Genomic DNA, 15,507 nt, shown 5'->3' on the forward strand with positions numbered 1-15,507 from the left:
GTGCTTCCTCAGGGGTTCAGGAGGCGGCGGATCTCCTCCGCCTCGTGTCGTGCCTCGTCGGTGACCTTCTCGGAGGCGAGCAGGCTGTCCCGCCACTGCTCGGCTGCCTCCGCCGCGCTCCTGGACAGCCGGTCGGCCTGGGCCTCGCCCGCGGCCTGCGCCGCGGCCTGCTCCCGGCGGTCGACCGCGAAGGCGGCCCCGGCCCCGATGGCGGTGGCGACGCACAGGAGGATCCAGAACCCGCTGGACGACACCAGCCCCAGGACCGCCAGGAGCACGGACAGCCCCAGGAACCCCCACGAGTACATGCGGGCGTTGCCCTCGTACGCGTGGCGTGCGCGGAGCTGGGCCTTGGCGCGCTCCAGTTCCCGGGTGTCGGGCCCCGCGGAGGTGACCGTCACCCGCCCGCCCTGCGCGTGGAGCCGCGAGGAGTCCTCGATCGGCTCGGTCGCCTCGCGGAGCAGCGTCTGCGCACTGTCCATGACCGCGGAGCGCTGGAGGACCAGGGCGAAGGTACGGCGGTGGGGCGGGGCGTCCTGGCGGGTCAGGTCGTCACCGAGCAGTTCGGCGACCGTGCCGACCTCGTCGGTCCACAGCGGCAGGGGGCCGTTCTGCCCGCTGCTCTCGATGACCGCGCGCAGCGTGTTGGCGCGGGAGATCAGCGGAGCCTCCTCGGTGCTGCCCTCCTCGACCAGCGTCCGCAGGGACTCGACGAGGAACTCCGCGCTGACCGGGTCGGGTGCGAGCGCCTCCTGGGACGTCTCCTCGCTGCCGAGCGCGGTGATGCGGGCGACGGCCTCCTTCAGACCGGTGAGCTTGCGCAGGGCCGCTTCGCGCCTGGCGATCCCGTCGGCCCCGGCGGAGAGGCCGGAGCCCGTCGCGCCCCCGCCGCGCCGGGCGGGCCGGACGGAGGGCTCGGACCGGGGTGCGGCGGCGGTCAGGGCGCCGACGGGCGGCACGGTCACCTCCCGGTCCGACCAGCGCCGGATGGTGGACAGGAGCAGGTGCTCGCGCGCGTCGTCCCCGAAGGCCCCGTCGGCGGTCAGCAGCCACAGGGCGCGCTGTCCCCGGGTCACCTTCTCGCCGGGGTCGGGCAGGTGGGGGAGGAGGTCGGCGGTGATGCCCTCGCCCATGGTGCGCGCGTGCTCGGCGCGGGTGAGGGCGGTGGCCAGGGCCGCGAAGTGGCGGGCGCGCGGGGCGTCGCGCCGCGCGGCCTCGTCGAAGCGCGCGCGTGCGGTCGCCACGTCGTCGGCGAGCAGGGCGTGCAGTCCGCGGGCGGCCGGGACGAGCCAGTACCCGGGGGCGTCCGCGAGGTCGAGCCGGGGGACGGGCGCCCCGTCCAGCATCTGGAGGGTGCGGTGGCGGGCGATGGCGGCGTCGTCGAACATCGACAGGGTGGCGCGGACGTCGCTGAGCTCGATGAAGGCGTCGAGGGTCGCGGAGACCCGGTCGAGCCGCTGTTCGAGCGTTCCGCGGATGTGCGACAGCTCCGAGCGCATCCTCCTGCGCTCGCTCGCCATCCGGGCGTGCGTGGAGCCCAGGCTCTCCTCCAGTTCCCGGATCTTCCGGTTCTGGGAGTAGTCGGTCCAACTGTTGCTCATACCTCGGTCCCTTTCGTCGCGCGCGCGGGGGACATGGTGCGCGCTGCGTGGTGTGACGGTTCGCGGGGGTCTCCGGTTCCGGGTTTTCGGCGGTGGAGTGGCGGTCGGGACGGGGGCGGCCCCCGTGCACTCCGGGTGTTCGGGGGGTGACGGAGAAGGGGTTGGTGTCAGGGGTCACATCGCCTAGGGTGGGAGCGCTCCCAGAAAGGACTTCCCATGGATGCCCCGAGACTGCCCGCACACCTCCAGTTCGGAACCGCCACCGCCGCCTACCAGGTCGAGGGGGGCGTCCACGAGGGAGGACGCGGACCGTCCATCTGGGACACCTACTGCCGGACCCCCGGGCGCGTCGCCCGGGGCGAGACGGGCGACGTCGCCTGCGACCACTACCACCGCTACGGCGAGGACGTCGCCCTGCTCGCCGACCTGGGCGTGGACCTCTACCGCTTCTCCGTCGCCTGGCCGCGCGTCCAGCCGACCGGGAAGGGCCGCCCCAACCCCGAGGGCCTCGCCTTCTACGACCGGCTCGTCGACACCATCCTCGGCGCCGGCATCGAACCCGTCCTCACCCTCTACCACTGGGACCTGCCCCAGGCCCTGGAGGACGAGGGCGGCTGGCGGGTGCGCGACACCGCCCACCGCTTCGCCGAGTACTCCCGCATCGTCGCCGACCGCCTCGGCGACCGCGTCAACCGCTGGATCACCCTCAACGAGCCGTTCTGCTCGGCCTTCGTCGGCCACGCCGTCGGCCGCCACGCGCCCGGCACCCGCGAGGGCACGCCGGCGCTCGCCGCCGCGCACCACCTCCTCCTCGCCCACGGCATGGCCGCCGGGGAACTGCGCGCCGCCGCGGCCGGGGACGTCGGCATCACCCTCAACCCCGACCACCTGCTGCCCGCCTCGGACTCCGACGACGACCGCGCAGCCGTGGAGCGGGCCCGCACGCTCCACAACCGCGTGTGGTTCGACCCCCTCTTCACCGGCGCCTACCCCGACAACGAGGACGAGGTCTGGGGGACGATGGCCGACGGCTCGTACCGCGCCGACGGTGACCTGGAGATCATCGCCCAGCCCCTGGACTTCCTCGGCGTCAACTACTACCGGCCGATCATGCTCCGCGACGCCCCCCACACCGAGGCCGACCCGTCCGTCCGCACGGCCGTGGACATCCGGACCGAGCAGGTCGCGTTCGAGGGGGTGCGGCACACCACCATGGGGTGGCCGGTGATCCCCGAGACCTTCTCCGACCTGCTCATCGACCTCAACCGCCGCTACCCGAACCTGCCGCCCCTGCTCATCACCGAGAACGGCTCGGCCGAGGACGACCGGCCCGACGAGACCGGGCGGGTCCGCGACACCGGCCGCGTCGACTACCTGCGCGACCACCTGGCGGCCCTGGGCCGCGCCATCGAGGCCGGTGTGGACGTGCGCGGCTACTTCGTGTGGTCGCTGCTGGACAACTTCGAGTGGGCCTACGGCTACGACCGGCGCTTCGGCCTGGTCCGCGTCGACTACGAGCTCCTGGAGCGCCACCCCAAGGACAGCTACCACTGGTACCGCGACTTCCTGACCTCCCACCGCGCACGCAGGATCCACGAGCCCGCCGCCCGCGACGGCGCGTGAGCGCAGGCCGCCCCGCCCAGCCCCGCGGCCCCGGCCGCGGGGCGGCCACAGCCCCCCACCACCCCGACGCCGTGGTGGCGCCACCCCCGGACTGCGACGGGCCGACCGACGACGCCGTGCCGCGCACCATGGGGGCGCACGTAGCGGACGCTCCCCGCGAGCCCCGCACGCGGGCGGGGCCCACGGCTCAGGCGTGCTGGCGGGCGACGCTGCCGAACGCGCCCACGACCGCGCCCAGGGCGAACATCGACGCCTCGTCCTCGTCCATGTGGACGATGCCGGCCGGCACACGCACTCTGTAGGGCTTGGACTCGGCGGGGAGGATCTCCAGACCGTCGATGATCCCCTGTCCCTCCAACATCAACAGGGCCTCCTCGACCCTTCCTGTACGGTCACCACGGGACCATATGGACATGCGTCAACCCTCACTACGGCCGGGGCCGGATACAACCGAGCGGGAACGGCACCACTGGGACAGGGCGGTCCACTGTTTCCCGGGCCGGAACTCCAGCCCTGTCACGCTCCGGGATCCGTTCCGGTGTGCGCGGGGAGCAACCCCAGTGATACCACCGGCGCGGCGGGACCGGGACGGCATCGGCGGTGCCGTGCACTGGCCGGAACCGGCCACCCCGCGCAGGTGTGGGACCGGCCCGTGTCCGGAGGCCGCGGGAGCGCGCATCAGCCGGTGAGCACGGTCATCTCGTCCCCCCGCGCGTCCAGGGCCGACAGTTCGACCTCCGCCGAGGGCGGACCCCCGCTGCGGGGCCCCTCGACGGCGACGGGCTCACCGTTCTCCCCCGTCCCCTCGGCGCCGCCGCGCACCACGACCCGGGACGCCTCGCGCGACGCCGCCGCCAGGTAGTGCCAGCGGCCGTCGCCGTCCTGCCACCAGGTCCCCGCCACCACCTGGCGGTTGAGGTTGCTGCAGTCCCAGCCGCTCCGGCGCTCGCCCGCGACCACCGTGTCGGTCCCCTCGCCGGTGGTCGCGACCAGCACGGCGCGGGCCAGGCCGCCCCCGTCCTGCGTTCCGTAGCGCACACACACCCAGCGCCCGTCACCGCCGCCCGGGAGCTCCTGTCGCGCGAACTCCCACGCGGTCGCCGTGGACACCGGCTCGTGCGGCGGGGCGCCGGCGCAGGCGACCAGGCCCCAGAGGTCGAACCCGTTCGCCGGGTCCAGCACCTCGTGCGGGCCCAGGCGGCGGATCTCCGCGGGGGGCGGCGGCATGTAGCCCAGGTGGGCGGTTCCGGGGCCGCCCAGGTCGATCGCCGTGTACGCCTGGCCGTGCGCCACCTCGGGGGCCCGCAGCCGCAGCACCGGCCCCACCCCGCAGTGCCCGCCGGCGGCCACGGCCCCGGTCACCCCGTCCTCGTGCGGGATGTCGGACCAGCGCGCGCCCGCCTCGCCCAGGGGAGCGGTGGCGGCCTCGGTCACCCACGGCGGCAACAGGTAGTGGGTGCCCGCGTCGGTGTCGGCGAGCCTCAGCGCGGGCCAGTGCGCCACCCCGCCGTCCGGCTCGGCGAACACCTCCACGTCCTCGTCCCCGCCGGCGGCGGTGTAGCGGGCCACCCACGGCCCGTCGTGCAGCAGCACCACCTCCCGGTCGGCCACCTCGCCCGCGAACAGCAGGCGCGGGGCGCGCGGGACCGCAGTGGCCGGGCCGCTCCCGGCGGAGGTCAGGGCGGGCGTGCCGGGGGTGCCCCCGGCACGCGCCGGGTCCCCCGTGGTCGCCCGCCCGGTCCACACGGCCAGCGCCCTGCGGACCAGATGCTCGTCGCCGACGGCGGTACCCCGGGGGTGCCACGCGGTCAGGTCCAGCCGGAAGCGTTCGCGCCAGGTGTCCTCCGCGGGCGCGTCGGCGAGGGCGACCGGGGCCGTGCGCGCGGCGGACCCGAACGTCTCGGCTCCCGGTTCGGCTGCGGTCAGCGACAGGGAGAGCACCGCCAGACAGGCCGCGCCCGCCGCGACGGCGAGTCCGCGCCGGTCGAGGAGGGCGCCCCGGCCGTTGACCCGCACGACCGTGGGGTCGGGGAACCGGAGGTCCTCCTGCACGGTGAGGGCCCGCTCCACGGCGCCGTCCGCGTCGCGCACGCCGACCGAGGCGAGCAGTGCGCGGGCGTCCCCGGGGGCCATGCCCTCCACGCGGAGCAGGGCGTAGGCCGCCCGGGTCCGCGCGTCGAGGCCCTCCAGGCCCTCCAGTGCGACGGCCTCGCCGCCCGCACCCTCCAGCGGTGACACCCGCAGCCCGGTGGCGCCCCTGGGGTGCCATCCGCGCGGGAACAGGGAGCGCCGCAGGACCTGTCGGCGCACTCGCGCGTACTCGCGCGGGCGGGGTTGGCGGCGACCGGGGGGCAGGGCTCCGGTGACCACGCGGTGGGCCCGTTCGAGCAGGCCGTGGGCCGGACGCCGCCCGGAGAGGGCGAGGAGGGAGATCAGGACAAGGTTGCGATACCTGTTCTGGGGGAGGCGGTGCTCCGCTGGGGTGGGCATCAGAACTCCTCGGGATCGGTCCGAGCGAGCCTAGGTACCCCGGGTCCGCCGCACGCGGCGAATGCCGAAACCTGCCACCTATGCCTGGAAAGTCCCGTGGGGCGGGCTTTCCGGGTTTCCCTCCCGGTGTCGGCGGGGGTTGCGCGCACCGTCCGGTGTCCTCCGCGCCGCGTCCGCGCCGGGGACGGACGGCGGGGGTGCGGTGCGGTCCGGTGGTGACCTGCATGGACACTGGTTCTGTGAGAGATGTACGTTAATCGACTCACCTGGTAGGAAAAGTCATATTTTGTGGTAGTTTTCTGCCGTCAGGAGTTCCAGCGGTAAGCCCCGGCTGGCTGGACGGCAACCCTCCACCGCGGTGGGGTGCCCCGGGTGAGGACACGGCTGTCGTTGCGTGCGCGCATCGTGGCAAGCGCAGGTTCCCTCGAACGAGCTCCCCGCGCGACCCTCCACCGTGCCACACATCTCCTCAGGGGCTGGTGAAAGGACTTTCCGTGATCGAGTCAAGCCGCTTGGGCACTCGAAACCGAGGACGCGGCGTCCTCCTGTGCGCAGCAGGCAGCGCCCTGATACTGGCGGGCACCACCGCGTGCGGCGGCATCGACACCGGTGAGGGCGGGTCCGCCGGCGGCGAGATCACCGTCACCGCGTTCGCCGGCCCCTGGGGAGAGCTGTTCACCTCCTCCTTCGTCGAGCCCTTCGAGGAGGAGACCGGGATCGAGGTCAACGTGGTCACCGGCGCCGACGGCGAATGGGTGACCCAGATGCGCGCCGCCGGGGGCGAGAACCCGCCCTTCGACCTGGTCGCCCTCACCTCCGAGACCTTCCACCAGGCCGTCACCAACGACCTCGTCCAGCCCCTGGACCCCGACGCCCTGGCGCACTGGTCCGAACTGGACCCGGTGCTCGTCGAGCAGTCCACCGTGGACGGCTCCTCCTACGGAGCCCCCCTCACCACCGGCTCCGCCGGCCTGGTCTACCGCACCGACCTCGTCGAGGACCCCCCGCAGGACTGGGAGGAGATCTTCGACGAGCAGTACTGCGGCCACGTGGCACTGCCGCCCCTGACCTACAACATCGGCCTGCAGTTCTTCTCCGCGCTGGTGGCCTCCGAGGGCGGGGACCTGTCCGACCCCGAGGCCGTCGACCGCGCCTTCGAGCGACTGGAGGAGCTCAAGGGCTGCGTCTCCGCCTACCCCTCCGACGCGGGCAACGTCGGCACCGTCCTGCAGAACGGCGACGCCTGGATCGTTCCGTTCTGGGACGGGCGCGCCATCGCCATGGAGCAGGAGGGGCAGCCGATCGGCTTCACCTACCCCGAATCCGGCGCGGTGGGCGCTCTGACGTCGTACTACGTGGCAGAGGGCACCCAGAACCGCGAGGACGTCTACGCGTTCCTGGACTACCTCACCTCCGCCGAGCACCAGAAGCCGTTCGCCGAGGGGACGTTCTACGGCGGCGGCAACACCGGCATCGACCACTCCGCCGAGTTCGACGAGCGCATCAGCTACGGCACCGACGTCTACGAGGACTTCACGTGGGTGGACTACGGCGCCGCCACGCCCAACCTCAACGAGTGGCAGCAGCGATGGAACGAGATCTTCCAGTGACCGATCCGACCTCCGAGCACATCGTCGTCGAGTCGCTCACCACGGCCTACGGCGGGACACGGGTCCTGGACGTCGACCGGATGGCGATCCACCGGGGCCAGTTCCTCTCCATCCTGGGGCCGAGCGGCTGCGGCAAGACCACGCTGCTCCACGCACTCGCCGGGTTCGTCGAACCCGACGGCGGCTCCATCACCATCGACGACCGCGACGTCACGGCGGTGCCTCCGCACCGCCGCGGCCTGGGCATGGTCTTCCAGAACTACGCCCTCTTCCCGCACATGTCGGTCGCCGACAACGTCGCCTACGGCCTCCGGGCGCGCCGCACGCCGCGCCCGGAGCGGGACCGGCGCGTGGCCGAGGCGCTGGACCTGGTGGGCCTGGCCGAGTTCGCGCGGCGCCGCCCCCGGCAGCTGTCCGGAGGGCAGCAGCAGCGGGTCGCCGTCGCGCGCGCCCTGGCCACCCGCCCCGAGGTCCTGCTCCTGGACGAGCCCCTGTCCAACCTCGACGCCCAGTTGCGCCGCGAGATGCGGGTCGACCTGCGCGCACTCCAGCAGAGGCTCGGCATCACCATGGTGTTCGTGACCCACGACCAGGAGGAGGCCATGTCGCTGTCGGACCGCATCGTGGTCCTCAACGGCGGGCGGATCGAGCAGGAGGGCACCCCGCAGGAGATCTACTCCGCCCCGGTGAGCCGCTTCGTGGCCGAGTTCGTGGGCGCCGCGAACATCATCGAGGGTGTCGGCGGGGCCGACGGCGTCGACGTCGACGGCGTCCTGGTGCGCACCGGCCTGGACGAGGCGCCGTCCGGCCCCGTGTCCCTGGCCCTGCGGCCCGAGCGCGTGCGCGTGTCCGGGGGAGAGGAACCCCTGGGCGCCGCCGGGCGCGGCGGCGTGCACGGCGAGGTGGTCCACCGCGCCTTCCTCGGCGACGGCTGGGAGACGCGGGTGCGCGTGGGGGAGTCCCTGTCGCTGGGCGCCCGCACCGACGCCGAGCCCCCTCCCCTGGGCGCGAGGGTGACCGCGCACTGGGACGCGGCGAGCGTCATCGCGCTCCGCGACGCGGGCGGCGCCTGATGGGGGCCGCCCGGGGACGCCTGTTCGGCGTCGGGTTCGTGCTGCCCGCGGCGGTGTTCCTGGTCCTGGTGTTCCTGGTGCCGCTGGTACGCGTGCTGTCGCTGAGTCTGCATCCGGTCGACGGGGCGGGCAACCCGCTCCCCGAGTTCTCCCTGGTGCAGTACCAGCGGGTGTTCACCGAGTCCTTCTTCTCGCAGGCGCTGGTGAGCAGCTTCCAGACCTCCCTGCTGGTCACCGCGCTGTGCCTGGCTCTGGGCTACCCGGTGGCGTACGCGCTGTCGCGGGTCCCCGGCGGGGCGCTGCGCACCCTCATGTTCGTCATCGTCCTCTCACCGCTGCTCACCAGCGTCGTCGTGCGCAGCTACGGCTGGGTGGTGCTGCTGTCGGCCAACGGCGTCGTCAACCGCTTCCTCGTCGGCACGGGCATCGCCGACCAGCCGCTGCCCCTGCTCACCAGCTACACGGCGGTCGTGGTCTCGGTGACCCACGTGCTGCTGCCCTTCGCGATCATCCCGCTCACCACCGCCCTGGGCGGTATCGACCCCCACCTGCGACGCGCCTCCCAGAGCCTGGGGGCGGGGCCCGCCCGCACCTTCGGCCGGGTCACCCTGCCCCTGAGCCTGCCGGGTGTGGCCGCGGCGTGCATGGTGGTGTTCCCGCTGTCCATGGGCATCTACATCACCCCGCTCCTCGTCGGCGGCGCCAACCAGCCGCTCGCGGGACTGCGCGTGTACAGCCAGATCACGAGCGTCTACGACTACCCCGTCGCCGCCGCTCTGAGCCTGACCCTGCTGGTGCTGACCCTGGTGTGCGTCGCCGCCATGGGCGCCGGATTCCGTTTCTGGGAGAGGAGGAACCATGGCTGAGACCACCGCCGCGCCCCGCGCGCGCCGACGCCCCGCGGTGGCCCGCCACGCGGGCAGGATCGCGCTCGGCCTGCCCGTCGGGCTGATCCTGCTCTTCCTGGCGGCCCCGCTCGTCGTGCTGGCCGTCAGCTCGCTCAACCCCGCCGCCTCGCTGGAGTTCCCGCCGCGGGGCGTGTCCCTGCGCTGGTACGCCTCGGTGCTGTCGTCACCTGACTGGTCGGTGTCCTTCCGGCTCAGCGGCCTGCTCGTGGTCATGGTCGTGGCGACCACCACGGTCCTGGGCACGCTGGCCGCCTACGGCCTGACACGCGGCACCTTCCCCGGACGACGGCTCGTGGAGGGTGTGGCGCTCGCACCCCTCATGGTCCCGGAGATCATCATCGCCCTGGGCCTGCTCTACTACTTCCAGGGCCTGGGGCTGCTCAACAGCGTGCCGGGGCTGTGGCTGGCCCATTCCCTCGTGGCGCTGCCCTTCACCGTCCGCACCATCATGATCAGCGCCTCGCGGCTGGACCCCGCCCTGGAACGCGCCGCCGCCACCCTGGGCGCCGGACGGACCCGGGTCTTCCTCACCGTGACCCTCCCGCTCCTGCGCCCCGGCATCCTCGCGGGCGCGGTGTTCGCGGCGGTGACGTCCCTGGGCGAGGTCGCGGTGTCGGTCCTGATCTCGGGCGCCAACACCACCACCGTTCCCGTGCGCGTGTTCTCGGCGGTGAAGTTCGAACTCGACCCCTCGGTCGCGGCGGTCTCCACGCTGCTCATGCTCGCGAGCGTCGTGGTGATGGTGGCCGTCGACCGGATGACCCGACTCTCGGAGGCAGTGTGAACGACGACCCGGAGACCGCGACCCCGGCCACGGTTCCACAGGGACCCCGCGCGGGCATCGACGTGGGCGGGACCTTCACCGACGTCGTGCTGAGCCTGCACGGCGGCGGCACCGTCCACCACAAGGAGCCCAGCACCCCCGCCGACCCGGCCCTGGCGGTGGCCCGCGGCCTGGCCGCGGTCACCGCGGCGGCCGGGCTGGCCCCCGCCGACGTCGTGGACATCGCGCACGGGACGACCATCGGCCTCAACGCCATCATCCAGCGGCGAGGCGCCCGCATCGCCCTCGTCGTCACCGAGGGCCACCGGGACATCCTGGAGATCGGCCGCAGCCGCATGCCCTCCTCCTTCGACCTGCACGCGGCCAAGGAGGAGCCGCTCGTCCCGCGCGAACGCGTCGTCGAGGTGAACGCGCGCCTGGACTCGCGGGGAGGCGTACTGCGCGACCCCGACGACGCCGACCTCGCCCGCGCGGCGGCGGAACTGGCCGCCACCGGAGCCGACGCCGCCGCCGTGGTCGTCCTGCACGGGCACACCGCGCCCGACTACGAGGCGCACCTCACCGAACGCCTGGCCGCACTCGTCCCCGACCTGCCCCTGGTGTCCTCCGCGGCCGTCTGGCCCGAGGTCCGCGAGTACGAGCGCACCCTCGTTGCCTGCATGAACGCCTACATCCAGCCCTTGATGAGCGGCTACTTCGACCGGCTGGAGGAGCTCCTGGCCGACCTGGGCGTGCGGGCCCCGGTCTACATCACCGCGTCCAACGGCGGGTCGCTGAGCCTGGCCTCGGCGCGGGCCCGGCCCATCGAGACGGTGCTGTCGGGGCCCGCCGCAGGGGTGACAGCGGCGGCCCGCCTGGCCGCGGCGGCCGGGACCGACGACGTCGTGACCTTCGACATGGGCGGAACCAGCAGCGACATCGCCGTCACCGTCGGCGGCACTCCCGAGTTCGCCGTCAACACCACCATCGGCGGCCTCCCCCTCATCCTGCCCGTGGTGGCGGTCGGCGCGATCGGCGCCGGCGGCGGCTCGGTGGTGCGCGTGGACGACTACGGCCTGCTCAAGGCCGGCCCGGAGAGCGCCGGGGCCGACCCGGGCCCCATCGCCTACGGACGGGGCGGAGTCCGGCCCACCATCACCGACTGCTACCTGGTCACGGGCATCATCGACCCCGAGGAGTTCCTCGGCGGACGCATGGAACTGGACAGGAAGGCCGCCGACGAGGCCCTGGCCGACCTGGCCCGCGCACTCGACGGGAGCGAGGGGGAGGGCGCGGCCCGCACGGCCGCCGACGGCGCGCTGCGGATCGCCACCGCCGGCATGGCCGTCGAACTGCACAAGACCCTGGCCCGCCGGGGGCTGGACCCCGCGGACTTCACCCTCGTCCCCTACGGCGGTGCCGGACCCACCCACGCCGCCCTCCTGGCGGAGGAGGTCGGCATCGCCGACATCCTCGTGCCCGCCTCGGCGGCCACCCTGTGCGCCCTCGGCGCGGTCGGCGCCGACCTGCGCCGCGACTTCGCGCGCAGCCTGCGCCGCCCCCTCGACGAGGAGTCCGCGACCGCGGTGCGCGCCGTGCTCGACGACCTCGCGGAGCAGGCACGCTCCTGGCTCTCCGACCAGGGGCGCCACGAGGCCGACACGGTCCGGCTGGAGGCCTCCGCCGACCTCAGCTACCTGGGACAGGCCCATGAGCTGCGTGTGGACCTGGGGGAGGGGGACGCCCGCTCCGGTCTGGACACCGCCGCCCTGGCCGAGGCGCTGCACACCGAGCACGAGCGCCTCTACGGGTTCCGCGACACCGACGCCGCGATCCGCGTGGGCACCGTCCGCCTCGCCGTCGTCGCCCCCCGCCCCGACCCCGGCGGCCCCGGCGCCGCCCCCGCCGCCGGCGAGACCGCGCCCCGCGCCCACCGCACCGTCACCGTGCACGGCCGTGACGTCCGGGCCGCCGTCCACGACCGTGCCGCGCTCGGGGTCGGCCACCGCGTGCCCGGACCGGCCGTCATCGTCCAGGACGACAGCACCGTCCTCGTCCCACCCGGTTGGTCGGCCGAGGTCGACCCGTCCGGCCACCTGCGCCTGCGCCTGAGGAGCCGTTCATGAAACTGCCGCCGATCACCCTGGAGATCATCGGCAACAAGCTCACGGCTCTCGCCGAGGAGATGTGCCTGACCCTCCAGCGCACCAGCCGCTCCCTGTACGTCAAGGAGACCGCCGACTTCTGCTGCGCACTGGCAGGACCCGACGGCCGCTTCTCCGCCTACCCGCGCGGCATCGGGGTCTCGGGGTTCGTCGGACTGGACCTGACCGCCGCGATCGAGGCGGCCGGCCCGCTGGAGGACGGCGACGTCATCGTCACCAACGACCCCTACCGGTCCGGCGGCCTGGCCACGCACCTCACCGACATCCAGCTCATCCGCCCCTACTTCCACGACGGCGCGATCATCGGCTACGGATGGGCGTTCATCCACTGCTCCGACATCGGCGGCCGCGTGCCCAGCAGCCTGTCGCCCACCAACCACGAGATCTACCAGGAGGGGTTGCAGATCCCCCCGGTCAAGCTCGTGAGGGCCGGAGAGCGCGCCCGTGACGTGACCGCGCTCATCGCCGCCAACAGCCGCTCCCCGGAGGCCAACGAGGGCGACCTCCAGGCCATGCTCGCCGCGCTGCGCACCGGGGGCGAGCGCCTGGCGTCGGCGGTGGCCGCGCACGGCGCCGCCGACGTCCTCGCCGCCCACGGCGACCTCGTCGAGTACACCGCCCTGCGGGCGCGCGCCGCTCTGTCCCGGCTGCGCGAGGGCACGTACCGGTTCACCGACTACCTCGACGACGACGCGGTCACCCCGGTCCCGGTGCGCGTCAGCGTCGCGGTGACCGTCGGGGCGGACCGGCTGCACCTGGACTTCACCGGATCCGACCCCCAGGTCGAGGCGGCCTTCAACATCGCCAGCCACGGCACCGCCCACGCGTGGATCACCACCCGGGTGCTGGCCCTCATCTGCACGCTGGACCCCGAGGCCCCGCTCAACGCCGGGCTCATCGCCCCGGTGGAGGTCACCGCCCCCGAGGGGTCGGTGGTCAACGCCCGCCACCCGGCCGCGGTCGGTATCCGGCACGCCACCGCGTCCCGCGTCAACGACGCACTCGGCGGGGCCCTCGGCCTGGCGGCGCCCGACATCATGCCCGCGGCCAGCAGCGGCCTCGTCGTCCCGGTCGTGGTCGCCGAACGGCACGCGGGCGGGCAGAACGTCCAGGTGCTCGAGCCCATGGTGGGCGGCACCGGCGCCCGCGCGGGCGCCGACGGCGTGGACGGCCGCGACAGCGGCATCTCCAACCTCTCCAACAACCCGGTGGAGACCGTCGAGACCGAGATCGGCGTGGAGATCCTCCGCTACGCCCTGCGCCCGGACTCCGGGGGCGCCGGGCGCTGGCGGGGCGGCAGCGGACTGGAGCTGTCCTTCCGCGTCACCCGCGACGACTCGCGCCTGCTGGCCCGCGGCCTGGAACGGCTGCGCTTCCGACCCTGGGGCCGAGAGGGCGGCCGGGCCGGGGCGCCCGCCGAGCTCATCGTCTCCTCCGCCGACGGCGGCGACGAGCGCAGGGTGGGCAAGATCGACGTCCTGGCCCTGCGGCGCGGGGACACGGTCACCCTGCGGACCTCGGGCGCCGGAGGCTACGGCGACCCGTTCGAGCGGCCCGGGGCCGAGGTCCTGCGCGACGTGGTGCGCGGGGTCGTCACACCCGCCGCCGCGGCCCGCGACTACGGTGTCGTGGTGGTCGGCGAGGGCGCGCGAGCCGCCGTCGACGCCGAGGGCACGGCCGCGCTGCGCGTCCGCGGCTCCGGCGCCGCCGGAGCCCACGGGCTGGGCCCCGAGCGGGACCGCTGGGAGAGCCTCTACGACGAGGCGACCGCGGACCGGCTGGTCGCGGCCCTGTTCCGGCTGCCCGCGCCGACCAGGCACAGCCGCCGGGTGAAGGTCCTCGGCGACGCCCTGGACCTGCTGCCGGACGGTTTCCCCTCGGTCGCGGCCGAGGAGGCCGACCTGGACCGGGCGGTGCGCGCGTTGGGGGCCGCGGTCGCGGCGCTGGAGGCCGAGGCAGCGGAGGAGACGGAGTGAGCGGCGGGGGCCCGGCGATCGGACGCGCACGGGCGGTGCTCTCCCACTACGGCGCCGGAGCTCCCGGCACCGACCCGGACGCGCTGGCCGACCTCTACCGGGACCTGCACGCACACCCGGAACCGGGTTTCGGCGAGGAGCGGACCGCCGCCGTCGGCACCGCCGCCCTGTCGGAGGCGGGCTACCAGGTCACCACGGGCGTGGGCGGTACCGGCGTGGTGGGCGTGCTCCGGTCGGGGCCCGGCCCCGCGGTGCTGCTGCGCGCCGACATGGACGCCCTGCCCGTCCGCGAACTGACCGGGCTGCCCTACGCCTCGCGGTCGGGCGGCCCCGGAGACGACCGGCCGCCGCTCATGCACGCCTGCGGGCACGACATGCACGTGTCCTGCCTGATCGGCGCGGCCTCGGTCCTGGCCGACGCGGCCGCGCACTGGAGCGGCACCGTCCTGGCGGTCCTGCAACCCTCGGAGGAGAACGGGGCCGGTGCGCGGGCGATGCTCGACGACGGCCTGTACGCGCGCTTCGGCACACCCGACGCCGTGTTCGCCCAGCACGTGTTCCCCCTCCCCGCAGGTGTCCTGGCCCTGCGCCCCGGCCTGGTCCTCGGCGCGACCGAGAGCGTGGAGGTGACGCTCACCGGCCGGGGCGGCCACGGATCCCAGCCGCACCGCACCGTCGACCCGGTCGTCATGGCCGCCGCCTCGGTCATGCGGCTCCAGGGCGTGGTGGCGCGCGAGGTCGACCCCGAGGAACAGGCCGTGCTGACCGTCGCCCGGCTGCGGGCCGGGCACGCCGAGAACGTCATCCCCGACGAGGCGGTGCTGACCCTCAACGCGCGCGCCTTCGACACCGACGTGCTCCGCCGCGTGGTGGCGGCGGCGCGCCGCATCCTGGACGGGGAGGCCGCCGCCTCGGGTGCGCCGGTCCCGCCGCGGTACCGAGGGCTCGGGGCCTTCCCGACCACGGTGAACGACCCGGCGGCCACGGCCCGCCTCGGGGACGCCTTCGGCGAGGTGCTGGGGGCGGACCGGGTGGTGCCGATGGACCGCATGATCGGCAGCGAGGACATGGGGCACTTCGGGACCGACGCCGGGGCCCCGTCGGTGTTCTGGGGCCTGGGCTCGCTGGTGCCGGGCACGGCGCCGGCCCCGGAGAGCGACAGTGCGGGCAACCACTCGCCGTACTTCGCCCCCGCGGTCGAACCGACCCTGTCCACGGGCGTGCGGGCGATGACGCTGGCGGCGCTCACCGCGCTGGGGCCGCCGGACCACCCGGCCTGAGCCCCGGCGTGACCTGAG

11 protein-coding genes and 1 riboswitch are annotated in these 15,507 nt (G+C 74.4%); of the genes, 8 read left to right on the forward strand and 3 right to left on the reverse strand.

The window, feature by feature from the left end; all coding sequences use genetic code 11:
- Nucleotides 1-8: 8 nt before the first annotated feature.
- Nucleotides 9-1,601 carry a hypothetical protein gene (locus Q8791_RS22160; RefSeq protein ID WP_330093686.1) on the reverse strand — a complete coding sequence of 531 codons (1,593 nt, stop codon included), beginning with the start codon at nucleotides 1,599-1,601 and terminating at the stop codon, nucleotides 9-11.
- Between the two features lie 216 nt (nucleotides 1,602-1,817).
- Here Q8791_RS22160 and Q8791_RS22165 point away from each other — a divergent pair, with 216 nt between their 5' ends.
- Nucleotides 1,818-3,224: a GH1 family beta-glucosidase gene (locus Q8791_RS22165; RefSeq protein WP_330093687.1), complete on the forward strand. Its 1,407-nt coding sequence runs from the start codon at nucleotides 1,818-1,820 to the stop codon at nucleotides 3,222-3,224.
- A gap of 187 nt (nucleotides 3,225-3,411) precedes the next feature.
- Here the strand turns inward: Q8791_RS22165 and Q8791_RS22170 are convergent, their stop codons facing one another.
- Both Q8791_RS22170 and Q8791_RS22175 read right to left on the reverse strand, forming a co-directional pair.
- On the reverse strand, nucleotides 3,412-3,585 hold the full coding sequence (locus Q8791_RS22170; protein WP_330093688.1) for a hypothetical protein: 174 nt from the start codon (nucleotides 3,583-3,585) through the stop codon (nucleotides 3,412-3,414).
- A 317-nt stretch (nucleotides 3,586-3,902) separates the two neighbouring features.
- On the reverse strand, nucleotides 3,903-5,714 hold the full coding sequence (locus Q8791_RS22175; RefSeq protein ID WP_330093689.1) for a hypothetical protein: 1,812 nt from the start codon (nucleotides 5,712-5,714) through the stop codon (nucleotides 3,903-3,905).
- 303 nt (nucleotides 5,715-6,017) lie between these two features.
- Nucleotides 6,018-6,135, forward strand: a riboswitch (SAM riboswitch).
- A 91-nt stretch (nucleotides 6,136-6,226) separates the two neighbouring features.
- On the opposite strand from Q8791_RS22175, the gene Q8791_RS22180 reads away from it, so the two are divergent.
- The 7 genes from Q8791_RS22180 to Q8791_RS22210 are packed head-to-tail and all read left to right on the forward strand — an operon-like array spanning nucleotide 6,227 to nucleotide 15,489.
- Complete coding sequence (locus tag Q8791_RS22180; protein WP_330093690.1) at nucleotides 6,227-7,324, forward strand: ABC transporter substrate-binding protein; 1,098 nt, start codon at nucleotides 6,227-6,229, stop codon at nucleotides 7,322-7,324.
- Nucleotides 7,321-8,397, forward strand: coding sequence for an ABC transporter ATP-binding protein (locus Q8791_RS22185; RefSeq protein ID WP_330093691.1), 1,077 nt, complete (start codon nucleotides 7,321-7,323; stop codon nucleotides 8,395-8,397). Before Q8791_RS22180 ends, Q8791_RS22185 begins: the two co-directional genes overlap by 4 nt.
- Nucleotides 8,397-9,263 (forward strand): ABC transporter permease, encoded by an 867-nt coding sequence (locus tag Q8791_RS22190; protein ID WP_330093692.1) that lies wholly within the window; start codon nucleotides 8,397-8,399, stop codon nucleotides 9,261-9,263. The genes Q8791_RS22185 and Q8791_RS22190 overlap by 1 nt, the downstream gene beginning before the upstream one ends.
- Nucleotides 9,256-10,089 carry an ABC transporter permease gene (locus Q8791_RS22195; RefSeq protein ID WP_330093693.1) on the forward strand — a complete coding sequence of 278 codons (834 nt, stop codon included), beginning with the start codon at nucleotides 9,256-9,258 and terminating at the stop codon, nucleotides 10,087-10,089. Before Q8791_RS22190 ends, Q8791_RS22195 begins: the two co-directional genes overlap by 8 nt.
- Nucleotides 10,086-12,194 carry a hydantoinase/oxoprolinase family protein gene (locus Q8791_RS22200; protein ID WP_330093694.1) on the forward strand — a complete coding sequence of 703 codons (2,109 nt, stop codon included), beginning with the start codon at nucleotides 10,086-10,088 and terminating at the stop codon, nucleotides 12,192-12,194. Before Q8791_RS22195 ends, Q8791_RS22200 begins: the two co-directional genes overlap by 4 nt.
- Nucleotides 12,191-14,209, forward strand: coding sequence for a hydantoinase B/oxoprolinase family protein (locus Q8791_RS22205; RefSeq protein ID WP_330093695.1), 2,019 nt, complete (start codon nucleotides 12,191-12,193; stop codon nucleotides 14,207-14,209). The genes Q8791_RS22200 and Q8791_RS22205 overlap by 4 nt, the downstream gene beginning before the upstream one ends.
- Entirely contained in the window at nucleotides 14,206-15,489 is a 1,284-nt protein-coding gene (locus tag Q8791_RS22210; protein WP_330093696.1) for an amidohydrolase, read from the forward strand. Before Q8791_RS22205 ends, Q8791_RS22210 begins: the two co-directional genes overlap by 4 nt.
- Nucleotides 15,490-15,507: the final 18 nt, after the last annotated feature.

Source organism: Nocardiopsis codii, assembly GCF_036327455.1.
GTDB lineage: Bacteria > Actinomycetota > Actinomycetes > Streptosporangiales > Streptosporangiaceae > Nocardiopsis > Nocardiopsis codii.